This is a genomic window from Pseudomonas coronafaciens pv. oryzae str. 1_6 (assembly GCF_000156995.2).
Lineage (GTDB): Bacteria > Pseudomonadota > Gammaproteobacteria > Pseudomonadales > Pseudomonadaceae > Aquipseudomonas > Aquipseudomonas tremae.
Map to the genome: position 1 here is coordinate 2,302,176 of NZ_CP046035.1, position 21,422 is coordinate 2,323,597.

A 21,422-nucleotide genomic window follows, 5' to 3' on the forward strand; every position below is an offset into this window, starting at 1 on the left:
GTTGGCGATCCGGTTTGTCGGGCAAAGGCAGCTAGAGTGCGTGGGCGCTTGTGTTCCAGGCGCTGTGCAGGTCCCAAGCGCCTGATGAGCGCACCTTCCATATCTTGAGTGTCACACCGCTCTGCTTACATCACGTTGGGCGGGTTGATCTGGCGCATCTCGAACGTCCTGATACTGTTTAAAAATGCGGAAATTAATTTATTTATCGGTGATACGGCCGATATACACCTATATATGCAGCGCTCTGCTTGCCCAAGCCTTCTGGAACAGGAGTCTCATGGACCCGCGTCTCGCTGGACTTTCATTTTTGCTCACGCTGGGGTGGACCGGTGCGGTGTTTCTCGTCATCTGGTTTTATTCCTGAACACGAGGGGCAATTACTGTGTGTGGGTGAGCGCCCCAGGATTTATGCCCGACCGGTGATCCGGCAGGTTGAATAGGACGTATCAGGCAGTGGCCAAATAGTGGCTTGCGAGATCGCTGAAGCAGGCTGCCTGCTTGTTGCACGATGTCGGTATCTGAACCTTGCTCTGATTTTTTGATGGTCAGCGCTATGGCGGACATTGAGAAAGACGATTATCTGGTTTTATTGCAAGGCGCCACAGTCCACCTACACAGGTGCGTGGGGCCAGGCGGCGTAAACCGAAGTTAAACCCCAACAACATCCATAGATGTTTACCCGCAGAGTATTTTCACATGTCGACCTTAATAGAAAGCATCTCCAGGGACAGAGCCGGGGTACAGCTGGACCTTCACTCGCTGATGACCGCCATTGACAGGTCACAGGCGATGATCGAGTTCGATCTCGAAGGTAATATTCTGCGGGCCAACAGCAATTTTCTGGAGTGTGTGGGGTATCGGCTGGAAGAAGTCGAGGGTCGGCACCACCGTATGTTCTGTACGCCCGAACATGCGTCCAGCGTCGAGTATTCGACGTTCTGGGAGAAACTTGGCAAGGGCAATTTCGACGAAGGGCAATACAAGCGACTCGGCAAGAGTGGTCGCGAGATATGGCTGCAGGCAACTTACAATCCGGTTTTCGATGAGCAAGGCAACCCTTTCAAAGTGGTGAAATTCGCCACTGACGTGACTCAGCAGCGCAAGGCTAACGCCGAATACGAAGGCAAGGTTGCCGCCATCGATCGCTCTCAGGGCGTTATTGAGTTCGACCTAAACGGTCGGGTGCTGCATGCCAATGAAAACTTCCTCAAAGTGCTGGGTTATCGCCTTGATGAAATTCAGGGCCAGCACCATCGCATGTTCTGTGACGAAGACTACCTGAACAGCCCGGCCTATCGTGCGTTCTGGGCCAAACTGGAGCGCGGAGAATACGATTCCGGCGAATACAAACGTATCGGCAAGAACGGTCGTGAACTGTGGATCAGCGCCACCTATAACCCGATTTTCGATCCTGACGGGCGTCCGTACAAGGTCGTCAAATTTGCCAACGACGTGACTGAAAGTCGTGCACGTCAGGCGGAGTTTGCGGGCAAGGTCACGGCGATCGAGCGCTCTCAGGCAGTGATCGAGTTCGACCTGGCCGGTAAGGTGCTTAACGCCAACCGCAACTTCCTCTCTGTGTTCGGTTACGAGCTTGATGAAGTCGTCGGGCAGCATCACCGCATGTTCTGCTCTGAGGAGTTCGTCAGCAGCCTGCAATACCGTGAGCTATGGGAAAAACTGGGCCGTGGCGAATACGACGCCAACGAGTACAAGCGCCTACGCAAGGACGGCAAGGAAATCTGGATTCAGGCGACCTACAACCCGATCTTCGATGCGCAGGGCAAGCCCTACAAAATCGTCAAGTTTGCACTCGACGTGACCGAGGCCAAGGAGACCAGCGTTGAGGACAAAGGCAAGGTCAATGCGATTGATCGTGCTCAGGCGGTCATCGAGTTCGATATGGCCGGTAATATCCTGGCTGCCAACGCCAATTTCCTGAAAGCGCTGGGTTACGGCATGCTGGAAATCAAAGGCCAGCACCATAGGATCTTCTGCGACGAAGAATATGTACGCGGTACCGAATACCGTGAGTTCTGGCACGGCCTGGGGCAGGGCGAGTTCTATTCGGGACGCTTTATGCGGGTCAGCAAATATGGTCAGCAGATCTGGATTCAGGCCACTTACAGCCCGATCTTCGATCACGACGGCATACCGTTCAAAGTCGTGAAGTTCGCTACTGATATCACTCGTCAGGTCGAGATGGAGAAAGCCATCGAAGCCAAGACTCTTGCCATGCGCGAGTCGGTCAAGACGCTGATGGCGGCAATTTCCTACGTTGCGCAAAGCACTGACACTGCCACAGAGCTGGCCCGGCTGACCCGTGAGCAAGCCTCTCGTGGCTCGCAGACTCTGGTCAAGGCGTCTGATGCGATGAGCATGATCGCCAAGTCGGCCGAAGGTATCCAGGACATCATCCAGGTGATCAGCGAAATCGCCAGCCAGACCAACATGCTGGCGTTCAACGCCGCCATTGAGGCTGCCAGAGCCGGCGAGCATGGCCTCGGGTTCTCGGTGGTAGCCGATGAGGTACGCAAGCTGGCCGAGAAGTCCTCTCGGGCCACCAAGGAAATCAACAAGCTGATTCTTGAAACGGTTAGTCGGATCGAGTCAGGCAACGAGATATCGCAGTCCGCCGGTGAAGCCTTCGAGCACATCGTGGAAGGCGTTATGCAGACCACGCAAGCAATTGACGGGATCAACACTGCGACCGATAAACAGCGATTGTCGGCGCAACAAGTCGAAGCATTGATCACTGAGTTGCACAACGCCAACCTGAACGGGTACACCGAAACGCTGGATAAGGTATCGGTCGGACAGCCTGCATGAGCAGCCTGATCGCCTATGGGGTCGTGCAGATCAGCGGCGTCTACCTCGCAGTGGTTGCTGACGCTCTGATGGAAGCCGTGCACTGGCCGGAAAACCTGCAGCCGCACCCGCTGACCCGAGGGGCGTTGCTGGGGGTTTTCACCTTGCGTGGCAAGCCGGTGCCACTTGTAGACTTGCGTGGCGAGCTTGCACAGGGTACCGAGGCTTCACCGCCGACGCCGCTGGTGGCGATTCTTAAATACAACGGGGGGTATCTGGGGCTGGCAATTGACGCGGTTTGCGACATTCTCAAGGCCCGGGATTCGCAGTTCAGCCCTCTGGGCTCCGATGGCGCCCGGCCCGGTCTGCTGCCATCGGTGCTGCTGGACGCCGACGAAGCGCGAATGGTCTATAAGCTGGATCTCGATGCGCTGACTCGTCTGCCCGGCGTGCTGTTTGCCTCCGACCCGAGCGCTCAGGTGCGCACTGAGCAGGCCCAGGCTGCCAAAAGTCGTCTGCTGCATTATCTGGTGTTCGAGTGCGATGAGCGTAACTTCTGCATCGATGCCAGCGTTGTGACTGAACTGGTCGATAACCCAGAGATTTCTCCATCGGATTTTCCCAGCGACTGCTGCTTCGGCGTCACTTCAGTACGCGGCACCAAGGTTCCCGCGCTTGACCTGTCTGAAGTGCTGGGGCTGGATCATCGGCGCCAGACCACCAAGCCGCAATTGTTATTGCTGACCGCTGCGGATGGCCGGGTGTGCGGTTTTGGTTATGACCGCATGGTCGCTATCCAGCGCCAGGACCCGGACAGTCTGTTGGCAGCACCTGCCTACGGCCTGCCGTACCCGGAGCTGTTCGCCGGGGTGATGAACCTGGAGGAGGGCCGGCAAGCCCTGTTGCTCGATCACCCGATGCTGTTACAGCGCCCGGAAATCAAGAGTTACACTCAGGTCTACCAGCATGACGTCAAGCCCGCTCAGGCTTCACACGATGTGACCAAGGCCATGCTGCGTCATGCGTGCCTGCTGTTTGACGCGCCGACGCGCTTTGTGGCGCCACTGAGCCAGATTGTAGAAATCATGGGCGTGCCCACGCAGTTGATTGGTCTGCTGCAACCCGAGACTCATCTGATTGGTCAGTTCAACCTGCGTGGCGAGCAAGTGCCGCTGATCTGCCTCAGCAGTCTGCTCGGGGAGGGCGCACAGCCTCAATGCGACGCGTCACGTGTGCTGATCGTGCGCGGCGATCGCCTGTGTTTTGGTTTCGCTGTGAGCCGTGTCGACGCAATCGACGCCTTCAACCAATTCGATCCGTCCATGCTGGACCAAGGCTGGCAAGCCAGCAACGGCAAGGGCATTTCAGTGAATGATCGGGTGCGTTCGCTGGTCAGTGTCGGTAGCCAGGAGCGCAGTTGGCGAGCGACCCTGCTCGACTTGCAGGGGCTGGCCAGGCAACTGGAATGCGGCCTTCCGCAGCGCCGGGCGGATGTGCAATCAGTCTGAACCGAATGCATCGCGTGTGGCCTTACTGAAATACCCACACACGGAGTATCCAGCCATGACCGAGAAAAAAGACGAGAAAAAACCAGAACCGGCCAGTGACGTACCAGCGCATTCAACGCCGGAAGAAAAGGAACGCCTGAAGGACTTCAACAAGGATGGCATTCCGCCTGGGGTCTGCTGACCGACTCAAGGTGCTATCACGAGAACGCCCGGCCTTTTCAGGTCGGGCGTTGTCGTTTGAGGGCCTTATGATTCATTCGCCGCCGTTGGCGAAATCCAGCAGACTGGCGCCTTCCATCCGGTAGCGCACCCATTCGCTTTGCGATTCTGCACCGATCGCTTCGTAAAACCGGATAGCCGGCTCGTTCCAGTCCAGCACGCTCCATTCCAGACGGCCGCAGTCGTTGGCCACTGCTTCGCGAGCAATATGCCGAAGCAGTTCGCGTCCGGCGCCGACGCCGCGCTGTTCAGGGGTGATGTAAAGGTCTTCCAGATACACTCCGTTACGCCCCAGCCAGGTGGAATAGCTGTAGAAATACACGGCGTAGCCAATCGGTGTGCCGTCGTACAGGCACATCAGTGCGCTCGCAGGGGCGTCGTCGGCAAACAGGGACTTTTGAATGTCTTTGGCGCTAGCCTTGACTTCATGCCCGGCGCGTTCGTAGATCGCAAGTTCGGTGATGAAGGCTAGAATCTGATCGACGTCGGCGGCAGTGGCAGGGCGAATTTCGAGAGGCACGCAGGGATTCCTTGGCTGATGGGCGCCGCATGATAGCTGCAGTTGTCAGCCGCTCGATAGTCAGGCGTCGCGCAGCAGGTCGTTGGCATTGAGCAATTGATAGGCGATTTGGGGGCGTGCCTCAAGGGCGCGGCGGATGGCAGCGGGGATCGACTGGCGGGCCTTGCGACAGAGCCCGATCTTCTCTTCGACGACAATGCTGATACCGCGCATGGTGCGTACTTCATTGAAACCGGGGGCGATCTCGACGCGCACGCCCAGTTGCTCGAAAATCTTGCGCTGCATGTGCTCAAGGTCTTCCAGACTTTCGATGCGTTCCAGACGCTCTATAAGACTTTTTTCGGCCTCGCGTGTCAGTAGCAGAATCCGCAGGTCGGCATCCTCTGTGTCCAGCCGTTCGCGCTTGCAGTCGCAAGCGCCGGGCGGGCAGGGGTTACGGATCTTGGCAGGCGCATTCATTGACGCAGCATAGCCACTGAGGTGGGCGTCTGACCATACCCGTGAAGCGATTTCACTGCGTATTCCGCAAGCTCGCCTCAGGTATCACGCAGCGGTGAAGGCTTTGCCTTTGCCAGATCAGTTAGGCCACTTCATCTCGCCTTTGATGACTTTGGCACTCAATTCCAGCGAGCTCGGCTCGGCCAGTTGTGGCCAGGCTTTCTGCATCGCATCGATCAAGGCTGCGGAGTCCTTGGCTTTGGCGGCTTGTTTTTCAAAGGATTTGAGGTAGTCGGCGGTAAAGGCAACGGCCTTGGTGCCTTGAGGAATCTGCCCCAGGTAATGGCCTGGAATCACCGTGGCCGGCTTCAATGCCTCGATGCCCTTGAGTGTGGCGAGCCAGTCCTGCCGGGACTTCGGGCTCTGCGTGTCAGCTACCCAGACGTGAATGCCGCTGGACACCACGACGCCACCGACGACGGCCTTGAGCGATGGAATCCATACGTAGCTGCGCTCCGGTGCCGGGCCTGCCAAACCTTTGATTTCCAGCGAACGCCCTTCGAGGCTCAGGTGATCACCCTCGAGCACCTCCGGCAGTACCAGTTTCTCAGGCGCGTTGTCTTTGAGAATAGGGCTCCAGTACGCGAGTTTGCCTTGCATCGACGCCTTGATCGCTCTGACGGTGGGCGCGCTGGCGACAATCCTTGCATCCGGGAAAGCCGCTTGTATGACGTCCAGACCAAAATAGTAGTCGGGGTCACTGTGGCTGATGTAGACAGTGGTGAGCTTCTTGCCGCTGGCCTTGATCTTCTCTACTAGCGCCTGAGCATCGTTGCGCTGAAATTGTGCGTCGATCAGCACTGCATCGTGTTCGCCGGTAACCAGTTCGGATGACACCGGGAATACGGCTTTTTCTGCCGGATTGTAGACGTCGATCACCAATGGGGTGGCGGCCTGGGCGGCAATGGGCAGCAGGGCGGAGAGCGATAGGGTGAGCAGGGAAATACGCAGCATAGGGGAGGCAACCTTTCACGAGGCAGGGCTGAAGCGACTATCTTAGGTTGCTTGAAACGAAACAAAAGCCTCAGTATCGGCAATTATTGATTGCTTGAACCGGACGAATCATGGATCGCATCACTGCCGCGCGTGTGTTCATTGCCATCAACGAGCGGGGCAGCCTTATTGCTGCCGCCGAGGCATTGGACATGTCGCGGGCCATGGTTACTCGGTATCTGGCGCAAATGGAGACTTGGGCGGGCGCGCGATTGCTGCACCGTACAACGCGTAAACTCGGCCTGACTGCGCCCGGACAAGTGACTTTGTTGCGTTGCCAGCAGCTTGTCGAGATGGCTGATGCAGTGCCGCTGGCTGCTGATACGCAAGTTGATGAGCCACGCGGCATGCTGCGTATCGCCTGTTCGCAGTCACTGGCGCAGGCAGTTCTGGCAACCGCGGTGACGGCCTATTTGCAACGTTATTCCGGCACTTCGGTCGATTTCCTGATCGGCAATGAGGCTGTGGATCTGGTCAGCGAGCGTATCGATCTGGCGATCCGCATCACTAATCAACTGGACCCTAACGTGATCGCCCGTCCGCTGGGGCAGTGCTATTCGATTGTCTGTGCTTCGCCAGCGTATCTCGCTTTGCGCGGTACGCCGTCCAGGCCGCAGGAGCTGGCTGCGCACAACTGTCTGACCTATTCCTACTTCGGCAAAAGCCTGTGGGAATTTACTCATGGAAAATCGCCACTCAGTGTGCCGGTGGGCGGCAACCTCAGTGCCAACGATTCAGTGGTTTTGCTGGAAGCCGCAGTAGCAGGTGCCGGTATCACCTTGCAGCCAGTGCATTCTGCAGCGCCACTGATTGCCAGCGGCAAGCTGGTTGCGCTGATGCCCGGCTACCAGCCCCGTGCGCTGGGGATACATGCGATCTACACCTCACGGCATCACCAGTCTGCAACCTTGCGCACAATGCTGGATTTTCTGGCCGAATGGTTTGCGAGCGAATGATACGCCGCCTGCTCGGGAGCTGACGCGGAGCGTCCGGAACGGCATGGCGACGCAGAGCGTCGCACGATAGTTGCGGTTATCGTGCAGTACGCTCAGGCTTCGCACGATAGTGCAGTTATCGTTCCCTACGCTCCAGCGTGGGAATGCCGTTAGTGACGCTCTGCGTCAAAGACCCGCACTGCGTCGCATGTTCAAGAGTCGCAGGCCTCAAGTCTTGAACTTGTGCACCAGACTGTCCAGTTCGCTGGACAGCGTCTCCAGACTTCTGGAGTCGGCGCGGGCCGCGTCCGAAAGATCGGCGATCAGCTGCGCATCGCCGTGGATCTGACTGATGTGCCGATTGATATCTTCTGCTACCTGATGCTGCTCTTCGGCTGCGGTTGCAATCTGGGTGTTCATGTCGCGAATCACATCCACCGACTCGCGAATCTGGCCAAAGCTGCTGCGTGCCTGGCCGATCTTGGTGACCGACTGATGAGAAACGCCAAGACTCGCGTGCATCTGTTGTGCGACGGACGCCGTACCTTTGGCCAGATTGCCCAGCAGGCTGTCGATTTCGGCGGTCGAATCGGCAGTACGTTTAGCCAGCGCACGAACCTCGTCGGCTACCACGGCAAAACCGCGACCCTGCTCACCTGCGCGGGCAGCTTCGATGGCAGCGTTCAGGGCCAGCAGGTTGGTCTGTTCGGCAATCGAGCGAATGGTGTTCAGGATCGACTGGATTCCGGTGCTGTCCTTCTCCAGTTGCGTCATCTCTTTGGCCGAGCGGGCAAGCTCTTCGCTCAATTGGTCGACACTGCGCACCGCGTCATCAATCTGCCGCTGACCTTCGCGGGCCTGCTGCTGGCCGCTGTCGGCAGAGTCGGCCGCCTGACTGCATGAGCGTGCAACCTCGTTGGAGGTGGCAACCATTTCATGAAACGCAGTCGACACCATGTCCACGGCTTCGCGCTGGCGTCCGGCGGCCTCGGCCATGTCGTTGGAAACGCGAGTGGAGCTGTGCGACGCCTCGAGAATCTTTCCGGCTGCCTGACCTATATGCTGGATCAGGCCTCGAATCGCAGTCAGGAACTTGTTGAACCAGCCTGCCAGTTGCGCGGTTTCGTCGTTGCCGCGAACGACAAGGTTTTGAGTCAGGTCGCCTTCGCCGCCGGCAATACCTTCCAGGCCAGTGGAAACGCTGTGTATCGGACGCACGATGACGCGGGCGAAGCTTGCCCCGACAATCGCGAAAACCAACGCCAGCACCGCAGCGATAATGCCAATCAGCCAAGTCAGGCGGGTGGCCGAGGCCATCACTTCGTCCTGCCTGATCAGACCAATGAAGTCCCACCCCAGTTGTTCGGAAGGGTACACGTTAGCCATGTAACGCTCGCCATTGAGCGTCACTTCAACCAGGCCCCGGTCGGTCTTTGCCAGCTCGGCGAAACCGTCACCCAGTTCACCCAGCTTCTTGAAGTTGTGCTCTGGCTGTTTGGGGTCGACCAGTACCGTGCCGCTTTTTTCCATCAGCATCACGTAGCCACTATCACCGAGCTTCATCTGCTTGACGATGTTGGTCAGTTGCTTGAGCGATACGTCAATGTTGACTACACCGCCTGGGTTGCCCAGCTTGTTGGGAATCGCCCTGATGGTGCTGACCAATGTGGCATCGTCGTTGGCCCAGTAATACGCATCGCTGCGCACGGTTTTGCCTGGGTTTGCCATGGCGGTCTTGTACCAAGGCCTCACGCGCGGGTCGTAGTTGCTCATTTTCGGTTCTTCCGGCGTCATGATGTAGCTGCCGTTGACCAAGCCGTAAGAAATATAAGCGTAGGCGGGATGAGCCTTGGCAATGTTGGCAAACAGTTCGGTTGCCTGCTTGTCATTGTCCGATTGCGGGGTAGGGGCGGCGCCCGTATAACTACGAAAATCATCGCCCGCCCCGGCGATCAACGGGTGCGCTGAAATGTAATTGACGTTCTGTGCGATCCCATCGAAAAACAACTGCATGGCATTGTCGACCTGGCGAATTTCCCGTCCGCTGCTGTCGACGAAATCGCTTGTCGCCTTGCCGCGCAAGTTCACTACAACGATGGCGGCCACGACCACTATGGGCAAACACGCAATGACTGCGAACGCCCCTGTCAATTTTTGCTTGATGTTCATATGAGCTCCGGAGTGTTCATTACTGCCGCACGTGTCGGGCGCTGCATGTTTGCAGTCTGTCGCCTCAGGCCAATACCTGGAGCGTGGTCTTATGGTCTACCAAGAAGCCAACGGCTTATTGTTGTCGACCTTTAGACAGCATGGCGTTAATGGACATGCACTGTCGCTCACGCATAAATATGGCAGGTATTGATGCGTTACAGACCCGTCCGTCAAACATCTGGAAACACGGTTCCGCCCGCGCACCGGGATTGATCAGAATCACCCGGCAACAGGCAGTTGGTGTCGTTTGGGCGAAAGGAAATGCAGAGTCCGGAGGTTTCTGGAAACGTTCTTTATCGGAGGGAATATGGAGGGAGAGTGCGATACAGGGCAGGCGTCCATGTATCGCTTGTCATCAGGCGGAAAACGCCCAGGGCAGGCGTTTTTCGTTTCAGCGAGGGTCAGTCGTGATGCGCCTCGCCGACAAAGGTCAGTGAGGTAAACAGGCCACGCTCGGCGATATCTGCATTGTCCTTGACGGGCAGTGTTACCTCGGCGGCGATGATATTCAGCCCTTCGTTGCGTACGATCACATTGGCCATGCCCTGAGCATCCGTTTCGCTGCTGATCACGCCTGGCGCACTGCGGTAGTCGCCGATCAGTTTGATACCGGCGGCGGGCTTGCCGTCGATCAGTACACGCACCGGTAATGGTTTGCCCACACCGACTTTCAATGGATCAGCCTGCGGCACGATCACAAAATTCAGTTTGTTGAACGATGGCAGGTGCGCACCTTCTTCATAGATGGCGACGCTGTATTTGAACGTATGAATCGAGTCGGTACCGTTGGGCACTTTGCTGCGCCCTTCGTTGATCCATTTTTTCTCGGCGTCGCGCGTCCACATACCGTTATCCAGCGCCACGGACATGACTGCAGGCGGCTTGAGCGGCACTAACCGAGCTTGGTCTTCGAGGCGTTGCACGGTCACCGGGATCATCTTGCCCTGACGGTCAAATGCCCAAGCGCCGCTGACTTTCTGTGCCTTGAAGGCGTTGTCTTCCGCGCCATGACCGTAGACCACTTCGATATTGCCGCGGCGTTGCTCGGTCCACAGGCCATGTGCGCTGACGTGCGTGGCAAACAGCGCACCGAGCAGGCCCAAGGCCAGAAAAGGTTTTGTTGAAAGCATGGTGCATCCTTGTTGTTATGGGTCGTCTGTTGTTAATCGATTGTTATCAGCGTCAGAGGCCAAGTGTCAGGCTGACCGTGAAATTACGCGGTTCGCCGGGAGCAACCCAGTAATTGCTGAAAGAGCGCTCGTAGTATTTTTCGTCGAAGATGTTGTTCAGGTTCAGGCCCACCGTAACGTTGTCGCTGGCTTTGTAATGAGCGAGCAAGTCGACGGTCTGATAGGCAGGCAGCTCGAAGCCTGTACCCGACTGGCCTGAGCGGTCGCCGACGTAGGTGTACGCTGCGCCTATGTCCGAGCCACGCAACAGGCCTTCCTGAAACTCGTAGACGCTCAACAGGCTGCCGCTGTGTTTGGCCACGCCGAGGATACGACTGCCTGTGGGGATGGCTCGGTCACCCTTGGTCACTTCAGCATCGATGTAGGCAAACGCGCCGATCACACGAATGGCTTCGCTGACCTGCCCGGTGAATTGCAGGTCAAAACCCTGGCTGCGGGCCTTGCCCACGGCGCGGTTGGTGTCGGTGCCCGGGTCCAGCGCCAGAACGTTTTCCTTTTCGATATGGAAAGCGGCGAGGGTGGTGCTCAGACGGTTGTCGAACAGCTCACTCTTGATCCCGGCTTCGTAACCGACGCCTTCCTCCGGATCGAAGGTCTTGCTGGCTGCGTCCAGACCATTATTGGGCTTGAATGACGTGGACGCGTTGGCGAATACGCCCACCTGCGGAGTGAGCTGGTAAAGCAGCCCGGCGCGTTGGGTGAATGCATCGTGACGCTGGTCGGGGTTGGTTTTGGTGATGAAGTCATCGACCTGTTGGTCGAAGTGCTCGTAGCGCGCGCCGATCATGCCGCGCAGCTTGTCGGTAAAGACAATCTGGTCCTGCAGGTTCAGCGCACGGCTTTCAATGTGTTCGTAGAAATCCGTACCGGAACGCACGCCGTTGGGTTTGGGCTGGCCATACACCGGGTTATAGATGTCGATGGCGTAGGCGCTACCGCCAATGTTCGTGACTCGCTCGTTCTTGCGGTAGTTCTCGTATTCGGTACCGATCAGCACTTCGTGCTCCAGACCGAGTGCGTCGAAATGGCCATGCAGTTCCAGTTGGGTGATGCTGTCATGCCAGTTATTGTCGCGCTCGCGATAGCGGCGGTTGACGGTGCGGCCATCAGGGTTGAGAGGGCGCGCTTCACTGGCAAAGCCCGACATCTCGCCTTGCTTGTAGTGACTGGCCAGGCGCAACGACCAGACATCATTGAGCTGATGGTCCAGCGCAAACTGGACCATGTTGTTGTCATTGTCGATATCGTCGTCGGGTTCACCCAGGAAGGTCGAGCGGGACACGCCACTCCACTTGTTGTTGGGGGCGACCACTCCCCGGTCGAACGTCGATTTTTGCCGCACGAATTCGGTTTCCACCAGCAGGCTGGTGTCGGGGTTCAGCTGCCAACTGATGGAGGGCGCAACAAAGACCCGTTTGCTTTCTACATGGTCACGAAAGCTGTTGTTGTCTTCGACGGCGAGATTGACCCGAGAAAGCAGTTTGCCTTCTTCGTCCAGCGGCGTATTGACGTCCAGTGCGGTGCGATAGCGATCCCAACTGCCCGCACTGGTTTGCAGCGTAGTGAACGCTTCGCGCTGAGGCTTCTTGGTAACGATATTGACCGTCCCGCCCGGGTCACCACGCCCATACAGGCTGGCTGCCGGGCCTTTCAGCACCTCGATACGCTCGATATTCGCCGCGTCCGGCGTGGCAGGGTAGCCCCGGTTGGCACTGAAACCGTCCTTGTAGAACTCGGAAGTGGTGAAGCCGCGGATGCTGTATTCGTAGAGGGTCAGGCCGCCGAAGTTGTTTTGCTTTGACACGCCTCCGGCAAACTCCAGCGCACGTTCGACACTGTTGCTGCCAAGATCCTTGAGTACCGAAGCGGGCACCACGCTGATCGACTGCGGGATGTCCTGAAGGGCTGTGTCGGTCTTGGTGGCGGTGGCCGAACGGGTGGCGCGATAACCCTTTACCGGGCCGGTGGCGGTTTCGTACTGATAATCGGAGGTGACGTTGACGCTCTCCAGCTCGATGGCCTTTGGCTGCTCCTCCGCATAGCCATTACTGCCCAACACCCCGATTGCAAAGCCTGCCAGAGACGCGATTCTACGAGACGACATGTGATACTTCCTGATAGTTATAGATACAATATAACATCTCCGTTGAGAATTATTTCTGTTTGTTGGAAGGCGAAGTGTCGCAGTCCCTTCGATCAGCAGGTTGCTGGATGTGTGAGGGCAACGTTTGGAGTTGGGACGACGGTTTGATCGTTGAACGGCGTCCATTCCCATGGGCGGGAATGGACTTGGGGATGGGGTACTCAGCGGAAATCCAGCGTTTGCCGGCTTACGCCATCAACTCCGTGCCCAACTGAAACGCCACCCACAACGCCAGCCCGGTGGCGAAGGTCAGTGCGATGTTCTCGAACCAGTTATTGCGGTATTCCTTGCTCAACAGCGACTTTTGATTGGACATGATCAGCAGCCCGAGCGAGATGATCGGCAAGCCAATGATGTTCAGCGCGTTGACGCCCAGCGTCAGCGTCACGAAGTCGGGCATGCCGGGCAGCGACCAGATCAGTGGAGTAACCAGAATGAACAGCATGAACCATTTGTGCATCGGGTCGTTGTGGAAGACCTTGCCATAGCGTTCGCGGCGCTTTGGGCTGATGTGCTGGAAGGCGTCGGTGATCAGCATCGGGAAGGCGGTGGTCTTGCCGGAAATACTGGCAAACAGCGTGGCAAACACGCCGATGAAAAAGATGTACCAGCCCAACGGGCCGAAGAATATCTCCAACGCCTTGCCCAGGTCGGCGAGGGTATTCACCTGAATGCCGTTGGGTCGCAGAATTTCAACGCCTACCACCCAGATGGCCAGGTTGATGACGATACCGACGATCACCGCAAACAGCAGATCGTTGCGCTGCATGCGCTTGTGTTGCGGCCCCGTCCAGCCTTTTTCGCGCATGACATAAGGATGGACGAAGTTGGCGATGGAGCCGGCCACCGCACCGATTACTGACACGGCTACGAGCAGTGCGCCATGTACGCCTTCGTCGGGCGGAATGCTGAAACCGATCGTGCCTTTGATGATGCCGGTGACATCCGGACCAGACATGATCGCCAGAGTCAGAAACGCCAGAGTCATGATTGCCAGCAGCACTTTCATGACGCCTTCGATCATCGTGTAGATATTGCGACCGACCAGTAGCCACACGGCGAGCACCACCGCGACCGAGCAAAGCAGCGGCTGATTGATGTGCAACAGCATCGCCAGTGCTTCACCCGCGCCCTTGATCATGTAGGCGTTGATCAAATGCCCCATCAATAACGCGTAACCGAGCATGAACCAGGCAAAGAGCGGGTGAAGCTGCGCATAGCCCTGCAGAATAGTCATGCCCTGGTTATTACACAGCTGAAAACGGGCGATGATGTTGACGATCATAAACCTGAGCAGCAAGGATATCGCCAGCACCCACATCATGGCGTAGCCATAACTGGCACCTGCCACGGATGACGTGATGAGGTCCCCGGCGCCCAGCCAGGAGAGCACAGCGATGATCCCGGGGCCGAGCATTTTGGCAAGCTTTTTGAGACGGGGTTCGGCTGCAGGTGCCGCCTTTTCTTCAAGCGTAGGGGTGCCGGACATGCGTTTGATCTCCATTGTTATTGTATTGAGACTTCACTCACTTATGAGCAAGATAAGACGTCGTACAACTGGCGTGGAGATTCAAATGTAACTATGTGTAAAAACGTTTTACGGGTGTGGGGACGGTGTTGGTGTTCATTGGCTTCGCACAAGACCAACGCATCATCAGTCTCGCGCAAAAAAAAGTACGACCAGGTTTGGCCTCAGACACTGTTTGTGGCTCGTACTGCCCGCAGTACGAGCCATGTGCCCTATGAAGAGTGGCGCAATGTAAAAAACACGGGGGTGAGCGAAAACAGCTTTGGTGTCGCTCACTTTTCATCGAGTGATGCCGTTATTTGATACGGTTGCTCAGACTGTCGACTGTACTTTTCAGCGACTTAAGGTCACTTTGCGTGCTGCTGATCTCGCGTTTGAGGTTGCTTACATCATTGGCATTGGCATTGGCGCCGGATTCGGAACTGCGTTTCAGGGTGCTTATCTGACTTTCCAGCTTTTCGATTTTGTTGTTCTGTTCGTCGATTTTGCTCTTCAACGCTGATGTATCACTCGCGTTGCCGAGCGACTGACTGCCCGCGCCGCGTTTGAACTCTTCGATCAATTTTGCCTGTGCATTGATGGTCTGTTTCAAACTCGCAATCTCATCAGCGTTGCGCTTTGAGTTGCGCTGCAGTTCCTGCAAGTCGCTCACAGTCATATCGGTATTGCGTAAAGAGTGACCGACGCTTTCTGCATGGATTGCCGCGATCCTGTCTTGAGACACCGTCCCGCCCGAAGTAACCTCGACCGCAGCCTGTGCCTGCGAAAATGCCAGGCTACTCAATAGCAATGTTGCGAAATGGATGTTGTATCGCGAGAAAGAAGATTGATCAGCCATGATCGGAATAACTCAGTAAGGTGCCGGATCAGCACCCCGCAAGATTAGCAGTTTGCCCGCTAATGCGGCAGCACTGCGCTAGTCAGAATGATGGTTGGCGCAGTCCTCATATTGAACGGTATTCAGGCGGACGTCATCAAACCCCAAGTGATTCACGCCCCACCGAACTCAATGGCCTATGGACAATTAAATGACTTCACCGACACTGGCTGCTGCGCAATTCTGTTCACTCAGAGGCGAGTTCAAGCACAATCTCGCCGGACATCTGGCGTTCATGCAGCGTGCCGCTGACTTGGGCGCGCACTACCTGCTGTTTCCTGAGTTGTCGCTGACTGGCTACGAGCCTGATCTCGCCCGCAAACTGGTGCTTTCACCCGACGATGCATGCCTGGACCCGATTCGCGCGCTGGCCATGCAATTGCAACTGGTGACCACGGTTGGCGTACCCCTAAAAGGACCCGATGGCCGCATCGAAATTGGCGCGCTGACGTTCACCACCCATGGCGATGTCATTAGCTACGCTAAGCAATACCTGCATCGCGGAGAAGATGCGGTCTTCAGTCCCGGCAGCGAAGATTGCTATCTGCACCTCGATCAGCACCGAATTGGCCTGTGCGTGTGTGCCGACTTCAGTCATTCTGAACATGTGCAACGTATCTCGGACGGCGGTGCATGGCTGTACGCCGCAAGCGTGCTGATTTCGCCAGGCGGCTATGCACATGATGCAGAGTTGCTCGCCGGGCATGCCCAGCGTCACCGGTTACCGGTGCTGATGGCCAATCACGGCGGGCCTACGGGAGGTTGGCAGTCGGCGGGACGCAGTGGTTTGTGGGACGAAACAGGGCGTTGGGTTGGAGGGATGGACGGGGCCGGGAGCGGTTTGGTCATTGCGACCTGCCAGCACGAAGGCTGGCAGGTGAGAGGGGTGATGTGGGAATAACTCAGATTACGTACTCAATGCCTGATCAGGTTTCGGAGCCGGCGTGTGTCGGGGCTGTGAAAGCGTCTCGGGCACAGCCACCAGCAGCAGACAGAACGCAACGGCTGCTACACCCGCCAGGGTCAAAAACGCTGCGCTGTAGCCAGCCGTATGCACGACGAATCCGGCCAGGCTGTTGCTCAGCGCCGCGCCCAGCCCGAACAGGGTCGACAGCGCCCCAAGGCTCACGTTGAAGCGTCCGCTGCCCTGGGTCAGGTCCTTGACCATCAACGGGAACAAGGCGCCGAACAGGCCTGCACCGATTCCGTCGAGCATTTGCACTGCCACCAGCCAGTACGGATCATCGGAGAAGGTGTAGAGAACCCCCCGAATCGGAAGAAACAAAAAGCCGGCCAGCAATAGCGGCTTGCGCCCCCAGACGTCCGCTTTCATACCTACCAGCAGTGCTGCTGGAACCATGACCAGTTGCGCGGCAACGATGCAGGCTGATGTCAGCGGTGTCGCCATCTGCATGTTGATCTGCGAGAGTTTCTGGCTAACCAGTGGCAGCATCGCTGCGTTCGCCAGGTGGAACAGCGCGCAGCAGATGCCAAACATCAGCAGCGGTTTATTGCTCAACAGGGCGGAAAGTCCGGAGGCGTGATGACCACTGGTGTCGTGACTGGCATCGAAGCCTCGGGCAACGTCATGGTCTATCGCGTCGGCAGAGACAAAACTGATCGCGACGACGCTGGCCAGCGCCATCGCGGCCATCAGATAAAACACTGCAATCGGGCCGAACAGGTAGGCGAAGCCACCGGCCAGCAAGGCTGCGCAGGCGTTGCCCGCATGATTGAAGGTTTCATTGCGCCCGGTGCGTCGGGTAAACGCTTTTGGTCCGGTGATGCCCAACGAAATGGCGGCGATGGCGGGTGCGAACACTGATGCGGCAACGCTGCTCAGGGCCTGAGTCAGGGCAACCAGGGTAAACGATGAGGTGAAAGGCAAGATCAGGCAGCTCAGCGTCACCAGCAGTGCCGCGACGCCGATCATTGCTCGCTTGTAGGGCGTGCGGTCGATCAGCGCACCTGCCGGTGTCTGGGTCAGCAGCCCCGCAATGCCTGCGATGGTCATCACCACACCAATACTTGCCGGGTCCCATTTGTGAACCGCAAGCAGGTAAATCGCCAGGTAAGGGCCCAAACCATCGCGCACATCAGCGAGGAAAAAATTCAGGCTGTCCAGTGAAAGGGTGTTGCGGCGATCGGCATGGCTGGTCAATAGCTCTATTCCCGTAATTCGTCAGACTCCAGGCAACCGAGTCACGGTGGATACTGACATAAACCGTTTTGGAGAAGTTTCCCGACCAAGATGAAACTTTCGTTTTTAAATGCTCTTTTTTTGCAAGCTCTTCATGCGTTGGCTAGCGCGTTGTACCGCCGCCATTTTCTCCGGGCGTTTCATACGTTTCCATTTGCGAATGTCATCCTTGGTGCGCCCACAACTGACGCACAGGTCGCCACTGAGCTGGCAGACTGAAATGCACGGGTTTTCGATGTCCTTCGCCATGATCAACCTCGCCTGGTGTACTTGCGCCGAATGCGCTGCTGCCAATCACCGCCGTTTTCGCGAATGCACTCTTCTTCAGAGTCGACATGCACATGCGCTGACACTTTCGCAACGCTCAGCTGTGCTTCGGCAAACGCCTCGCCGGTCAGTTCGATCATTCGCTTGTCCAGAGCATGGCTCAGCGCCGCATTTTTGTCGGCCAGCGTATCGAACACCCAAACCACCTGCAGGCTGGATGGAAAGGCTGCGTAGTCGACTTCGTGTGTCAACCAGACAAAGCCGGGCATTTCAGACTTGGCGGTTTCACAAGCCTGCGTCAGCGCCGTGACAAGCTGGCGCTCAGTGTGGGCCTGCTCGCGTTTGCTTGAGGGCATCTGGGGCCTCTGGTAGTGGCAGGTGGATGGCTGCGCACGATACCTGAATTGTTGGCGCGGTCCAAAAACAGTGCATTTTACAAGTGATGCCTGGTTGCTTTCAGGCAGCGGAGAGGAATTATTCGCTGCTCTATGCACGGTAATCCGCAGTAGACGCGAGAGCTGGCGGGAACCTGAACACTGCGCAGGCATGTGCTTGGCTGCACGCCGTCAATTGAGTCGAACCCCTGAGAACGTGCCGGGTCTGTTCCTGTAATTACTTTCAGGGATCTGTATTTATGTCGGCGCAACGTGGACTGATTTTGCTTGCAAGAGGTGGTTATGCCGCTCGTGGTGTGGTGTATCTGATTATCGGGCTGTTCGCCGTTCTGGCCGCTCAAGGTTCTTCTCAGCCTGCTGACAGTCACAGCAGCCTTGAGGCGTTGTTGAGTCAGCCATTCGGAAATGTGCTTGTCAGTCTGGTGATCGTCGGTCTTCTCGCCTTTGCCGCCTGGCGAGTGCTGCAGGCCACGCAGGATGTGGACCATCATGGTCGGGAGCTCAAGGGGTTGGTCATCCGGGGCGGCCTGCTGGTGGGCGGCTTCACGTATGGCGCACTGGCGTTCTTCGCGCTCGGTCTTCTGATCAGCGGGCTGAAAAGCTCAGGCGGCTCGGGTGGCAGCCAGACCAAGGACCTGCTGGCCTCGATTCTGTCGTGGGATCATTCCAACCTGCTGGTCTATGTCGTTGCGCTGGTGCCCTTGGCACTGGGCATCGTGCATATCATCAAGGGTTACAAAGCGTCTTTCGAGAAGTACTTCGAGGCTGACGAAGATGTCATGAAGTATGTCCGTCCGGTGTCTCGCTTTGGCCTGATCGCTCGCGGCGTGGCATTCATCGAGATTGCCGTGTTACTGGCTGTCAGCGGCTCCAGCTACCAGGCGATGCACCCGCCGGGTATGAAGGACGCGCTGAATGGCTTGCAGGACCTGCCAGCAGGTGGCCTGGTGCTGCTTGTCGTGGCTCTCGGTTTGATCGCTTTTTCGGTGTACAGCTTTGCCCAGGCCGCCTGGCGCAAGATCAACATGGACGTACCCGACGCGCCGGAGGCCGTGGCGCGTCATTTTCGCTGATTGCCTGTAAATCAAAGGGCTGCCTGACACCTGTGTCAGGCAGCCCTTTTTTATCTGCGCAAGAACGGTCTGAAGTCGATGGCTTGTGTAACGTGCTAGACCCGAATGTCCTGTGGCCCGCGGATCTGCGCCTCGATGCGTGTCCCGGTCAGGCGCTCCTCGTTGGAGAAGCCGTCGTAACTGGACAGGTCGCCAAAGCGTATGCCGGTGAGTTGCTCGATCTGCGCAACACTGCGTTGCCAGGTTCTGAGCGGGCCAAACACGATGTCCAGCTTACCCAGCTCGCTGCTCTGATCGATCATGTAAGCGCTGGCTGAAGGCTTGCCGTCATCGCCCAGAAACGCCACAACTTTCCAGAACGCCGACGGAATCCTGATGTTCCGGTAGCTGCGATCGTCATCGCGCAGTACCGGGCCGGTAAATACCGTTACCCTGGATTTCCAGCGCTTGGTGTTATCGAGGATGTAGTCCTCAAGCTCCAGCCAGGTCTTTTGATTGAACGCGCCCATCTGCGGCGAGCAGTTGGTGAAGTGGAACGTATCGCTGTTGGCCACCTCGGCTTCCTTGCCCCAGTTAGGGTCCTGACGTCTGACCAGATGGCCGCGATCCAGCAAGTTGTCGGCATACAGGCTTTCGCCGATCTGCGCCTCGGCGGGCAGGCGGCCATCCAAAGACCAGGTATCCTTGCTGCGTTTGACCTCTACGCTGTTGGCCCCATCAATATTGACGCCCACATACAGTGCCAGGCGTCGACTGCGCGACATGGTAATGGAGAAGTGCGTGTAATCGAGGCGGTTGCCGGTGTTGCCCAGCGGATAGACATCAGGCGCCAGCTCTTCGTCCGCAGCAGGCCACGGCACGACGAAATCGCCGAGAAAGTTGTCGGCGTAACCCTTGCGCTTTTTCAATTCGCTTGCAGGCGTTGTGCGGGCTGCGGCAAGCGCCTGTGGCTCAAGCAATCGCGCAGTTGAGGTCAGTGGCTTGAGGTCGGCAAGACGGGGTCGATAGTTGAGGTCGATGGCGATCTTCTTGTCAGGCACGGTGCTTGCTCCTGCGATGGGCGTGAATTGAGTCACAGTTCACCATAGCCGCGTTACAGGCCTGCGTCAGGTAAGACCATCAGACGCACCATTACGCTGATTCATTAAAAGTCCGTAAACAGGCTTAAGTTACAGGCCATGTGCGTCGATAAGCTCTTGATAAGAGCAATCCGCAGCTCGTGTTATTCATTAACCGCAGAGGCTTCAGGATGTCGATAAAACTACGTCTGTTCTTGCTGATAGGCACCAGTGTTCTGACCGTCCTGGTCATCAGTCTGGTCAATTACCTGGGCAATACCCGCACAGAGACTGCAATGCTTGACAGCGAAGTCAGCATGGCGGCGCTGGGCAATCACCTGCAAGCCGACATGATGCACGACGCGCTGCGCTCCGATGTGCTGTCAGCGATGCTGGTCGGCCTGGGCAAAAGCAGCAGCACCCGCAACGAGGTGCAGGCCTCTCTCGCCGAACATGCTGCGCAATTTCGTAAAGCGGTAGGCGAAAATCTCGAGTTGCCGATCTCCGCTGCCATCAGGGCAGAATTGAACAGCCTCAAACCAAGCCTCGACGCCTATATCGTTGCAGGTGAGCGCATTGTCGGCCTCGCCCTCGACAGCCCGGACCGCGCACAGCAGGAGCTTGGCACGTTCAGCAGCGCCTTCACTCAACTGGAGGAGCGGATGTCGACGCTCAGCGACTTGATCGAAGACAATTCCAAAGCCAGCGGCGAGGGGACCCGGCAGGCGATCCTCAATGCTAATTTCACCTTGGTGGTGGTGCTTGCGGTCAGCCTTTTACTGCTGATCGTGCAAGGGCACTGGGTGACTCGCAGCATCATGATCCCTCTGGCATCGGCCAGCCGTATCGCCGACAGCATTGCTCGCGGCAACCTCAGCGAACCCATCGCCGAGCCGCGCAGCCGTGACGAAGCCAGCATGTTGATTCGCAGCCTGGCAATCATGCAGCGCGATCTGCGCGGCATGATTGAAGTGGTTCGTGCCAATGCGCATGGCGTCA

18 protein-coding genes and 1 pseudogene are annotated in these 21,422 nt (G+C 57.3%); 7 read left to right on the forward strand and 12 right to left on the reverse strand.

Annotated elements, in window-relative coordinates; translation table 11 throughout:
* Positions 1–696 precede the first annotated feature (696 nt).
* The 3 genes from POR16_RS10455 to POR16_RS26785 are packed head-to-tail and all read left to right on the forward strand — an operon-like array spanning position 697 to position 4,497.
* On the forward strand, positions 697–2,829 hold the full coding sequence (locus tag POR16_RS10455; protein WP_042932594.1) for a methyl-accepting chemotaxis protein: 2,133 nt from the start codon (positions 697–699) through the stop codon (positions 2,827–2,829).
* Positions 2,826–4,316 (forward strand): chemotaxis protein CheW, encoded by a 1,491-nt coding sequence (locus POR16_RS10460; protein WP_122381282.1) that lies wholly within the window; start codon positions 2,826–2,828, stop codon positions 4,314–4,316. The genes POR16_RS10455 and POR16_RS10460 overlap by 4 nt, the downstream gene beginning before the upstream one ends.
* A 55-nt stretch (positions 4,317–4,371) precedes the next feature.
* Positions 4,372–4,497 (forward strand): hypothetical protein, encoded by a 126-nt coding sequence (locus POR16_RS26785; protein WP_005617503.1) that lies wholly within the window; start codon positions 4,372–4,374, stop codon positions 4,495–4,497.
* A gap of 72 nt (positions 4,498–4,569) precedes the next feature.
* On the opposite strand, the gene POR16_RS10470 is transcribed toward POR16_RS26785, so the two are convergent.
* From POR16_RS10470 to POR16_RS10480, 3 genes are all read right to left on the reverse strand, one after another.
* Positions 4,570–5,055 (reverse strand): GNAT family N-acetyltransferase, encoded by a 486-nt coding sequence (locus POR16_RS10470; protein WP_122381281.1) that lies wholly within the window; start codon positions 5,053–5,055, stop codon positions 4,570–4,572.
* Positions 5,056–5,115: 60 nt separating this feature from the next.
* Positions 5,116–5,514, reverse strand: a complete 399-nt coding sequence (locus POR16_RS10475; RefSeq protein WP_005893408.1) for a hypothetical protein — start codon at positions 5,512–5,514, stop codon at positions 5,116–5,118.
* Positions 5,515–5,631: 117 nt separating this feature from the next.
* Complete coding sequence (locus POR16_RS10480; RefSeq protein ID WP_122381280.1) at positions 5,632–6,507, reverse strand: MBL fold metallo-hydrolase; 876 nt, start codon at positions 6,505–6,507, stop codon at positions 5,632–5,634.
* 110 nt (positions 6,508–6,617) lie between these two features.
* On the opposite strand from POR16_RS10480, the gene POR16_RS10485 reads away from it, so the two are divergent.
* Entirely contained in the window at positions 6,618–7,502 is an 885-nt protein-coding gene (locus POR16_RS10485) for a LysR family transcriptional regulator (protein WP_005893405.1), read from the forward strand.
* 207 nt (positions 7,503–7,709) lie between these two features.
* Here the strand turns inward: POR16_RS10485 and POR16_RS10495 are convergent, their stop codons facing one another.
* The 5 genes from POR16_RS10495 to POR16_RS10515 all read right to left on the reverse strand — a co-directional run bounded on the left by POR16_RS10495 (position 7,710) and on the right by POR16_RS10515 (position 15,391).
* Positions 7,710–9,650, reverse strand: a complete 1,941-nt coding sequence (locus POR16_RS10495; protein WP_005893404.1) for a methyl-accepting chemotaxis protein — start codon at positions 9,648–9,650, stop codon at positions 7,710–7,712.
* A 443-nt stretch (positions 9,651–10,093) separates the two neighbouring features.
* Positions 10,094–10,822 carry a DUF4198 domain-containing protein gene (locus POR16_RS10500; RefSeq protein WP_005893403.1) on the reverse strand — a complete coding sequence of 243 codons (729 nt, stop codon included), beginning with the start codon at positions 10,820–10,822 and terminating at the stop codon, positions 10,094–10,096.
* A gap of 52 nt (positions 10,823–10,874) precedes the next feature.
* Positions 10,875–12,986, reverse strand: coding sequence for a TonB-dependent siderophore receptor (locus tag POR16_RS10505; RefSeq protein WP_005893402.1), 2,112 nt, complete (start codon positions 12,984–12,986; stop codon positions 10,875–10,877).
* 226 nt (positions 12,987–13,212) lie between these two features.
* The gene (locus POR16_RS10510; protein ID WP_005893401.1) at positions 13,213–14,514 is read right to left on the reverse strand and encodes an Nramp family divalent metal transporter; all 1,302 of its coding nucleotides are present in this window, start codon (positions 14,512–14,514) and stop codon (positions 13,213–13,215) included.
* A gap of 334 nt (positions 14,515–14,848) precedes the next feature.
* A complete protein-coding gene (locus POR16_RS10515; RefSeq protein WP_051126734.1) occupies positions 14,849–15,391 on the reverse strand; it encodes a hypothetical protein in 543 nt (180 codons plus the stop codon).
* Between the two features lie 190 nt (positions 15,392–15,581).
* Between POR16_RS10515 and POR16_RS10520 the strand changes: the two genes are divergently transcribed.
* Entirely contained in the window at positions 15,582–16,331 is a 750-nt protein-coding gene (locus POR16_RS10520) for a carbon-nitrogen hydrolase family protein (protein WP_005893399.1), read from the forward strand.
* 6 nt (positions 16,332–16,337) lie between these two features.
* Here POR16_RS10520 and POR16_RS10525 read toward each other — a convergent pair whose 3' ends face one another.
* The 3 genes from POR16_RS10525 to POR16_RS10535 form a co-directional block, all read right to left on the reverse strand.
* On the reverse strand, positions 16,338–17,591 hold the full coding sequence (locus POR16_RS10525) for an MFS transporter (RefSeq protein WP_005893398.1): 1,254 nt from the start codon (positions 17,589–17,591) through the stop codon (positions 16,338–16,340).
* A gap of 105 nt (positions 17,592–17,696) precedes the next feature.
* A complete protein-coding gene (locus tag POR16_RS10530) occupies positions 17,697–17,879 on the reverse strand; it encodes a DUF1289 domain-containing protein (protein ID WP_005893397.1) in 183 nt (60 codons plus the stop codon).
* Between the two features lie 2 nt (positions 17,880–17,881).
* Positions 17,882–18,253, reverse strand: a complete 372-nt coding sequence (locus POR16_RS10535) for a hypothetical protein (protein ID WP_005893396.1) — start codon at positions 18,251–18,253, stop codon at positions 17,882–17,884.
* Positions 18,254–18,531: 278 nt separating this feature from the next.
* Here POR16_RS10535 and POR16_RS10540 point away from each other — a divergent pair, with 278 nt between their 5' ends.
* Entirely contained in the window at positions 18,532–19,365 is an 834-nt protein-coding gene (locus POR16_RS10540; protein WP_005893395.1) for a DUF1206 domain-containing protein, read from the forward strand.
* Between the two features lie 95 nt (positions 19,366–19,460).
* Here the strand turns inward: POR16_RS10540 and POR16_RS10545 are convergent, their stop codons facing one another.
* Complete coding sequence (locus tag POR16_RS10545; RefSeq protein ID WP_005893394.1) at positions 19,461–20,405, reverse strand: DNA/RNA non-specific endonuclease; 945 nt, start codon at positions 20,403–20,405, stop codon at positions 19,461–19,463.
* Between the two features lie 680 nt (positions 20,406–21,085).
* On the opposite strand from POR16_RS10545, the pseudogene POR16_RS27025 reads away from it, so the two are divergent.
* Positions 21,086–21,370 (forward strand): annotated as a pseudogene (locus POR16_RS27025) (HAMP domain-containing protein); the annotation flags it as partial.
* Positions 21,371–21,422 lie beyond the last annotated feature (52 nt).

Coding starts and splice junctions, on each gene's coding strand:
- POR16_RS10515 (WP_051126734.1), bottom strand. CDS start 15,391: ATGGCTGATCAATCTTCTTTCTCGCGATACAACATCCATTTCGCAACA.
- POR16_RS10500 (WP_005893403.1), bottom strand. CDS start 10,822: ATGCTTTCAACAAAACCTTTTCTGGCCTTGGGCCTGCTCGGTGCGCTG.
- POR16_RS10455 (WP_042932594.1), top strand. CDS start 697: ATGTCGACCTTAATAGAAAGCATCTCCAGGGACAGAGCCGGGGTACAG.
- POR16_RS10460 (WP_122381282.1), top strand. CDS start 2,826: ATGAGCAGCCTGATCGCCTATGGGGTCGTGCAGATCAGCGGCGTCTAC.
- POR16_RS26785 (WP_005617503.1), top strand. CDS start 4,372: ATGACCGAGAAAAAAGACGAGAAAAAACCAGAACCGGCCAGTGACGTA.
- POR16_RS10535 (WP_005893396.1), bottom strand. CDS start 18,253: ATGCCCTCAAGCAAACGCGAGCAGGCCCACACTGAGCGCCAGCTTGTC.
- POR16_RS10530 (WP_005893397.1), bottom strand. CDS start 17,879: ATGGCGAAGGACATCGAAAACCCGTGCATTTCAGTCTGCCAGCTCAGT.
- POR16_RS10495 (WP_005893404.1), bottom strand. CDS start 9,650: ATGAACATCAAGCAAAAATTGACAGGGGCGTTCGCAGTCATTGCGTGT.
- POR16_RS10485 (WP_005893405.1), top strand. CDS start 6,618: ATGGATCGCATCACTGCCGCGCGTGTGTTCATTGCCATCAACGAGCGG.
- POR16_RS10540 (WP_005893395.1), top strand. CDS start 18,532: ATGTCGGCGCAACGTGGACTGATTTTGCTTGCAAGAGGTGGTTATGCC.
- POR16_RS10510 (WP_005893401.1), bottom strand. CDS start 14,514: ATGTCCGGCACCCCTACGCTTGAAGAAAAGGCGGCACCTGCAGCCGAA.
- POR16_RS10505 (WP_005893402.1), bottom strand. CDS start 12,986: ATGTCGTCTCGTAGAATCGCGTCTCTGGCAGGCTTTGCAATCGGGGTG.
- POR16_RS10480 (WP_122381280.1), bottom strand. CDS start 6,507: ATGCTGCGTATTTCCCTGCTCACCCTATCGCTCTCCGCCCTGCTGCCC.
- POR16_RS10520 (WP_005893399.1), top strand. CDS start 15,582: ATGACTTCACCGACACTGGCTGCTGCGCAATTCTGTTCACTCAGAGGC.
- POR16_RS10475 (WP_005893408.1), bottom strand. CDS start 5,514: ATGAATGCGCCTGCCAAGATCCGTAACCCCTGCCCGCCCGGCGCTTGC.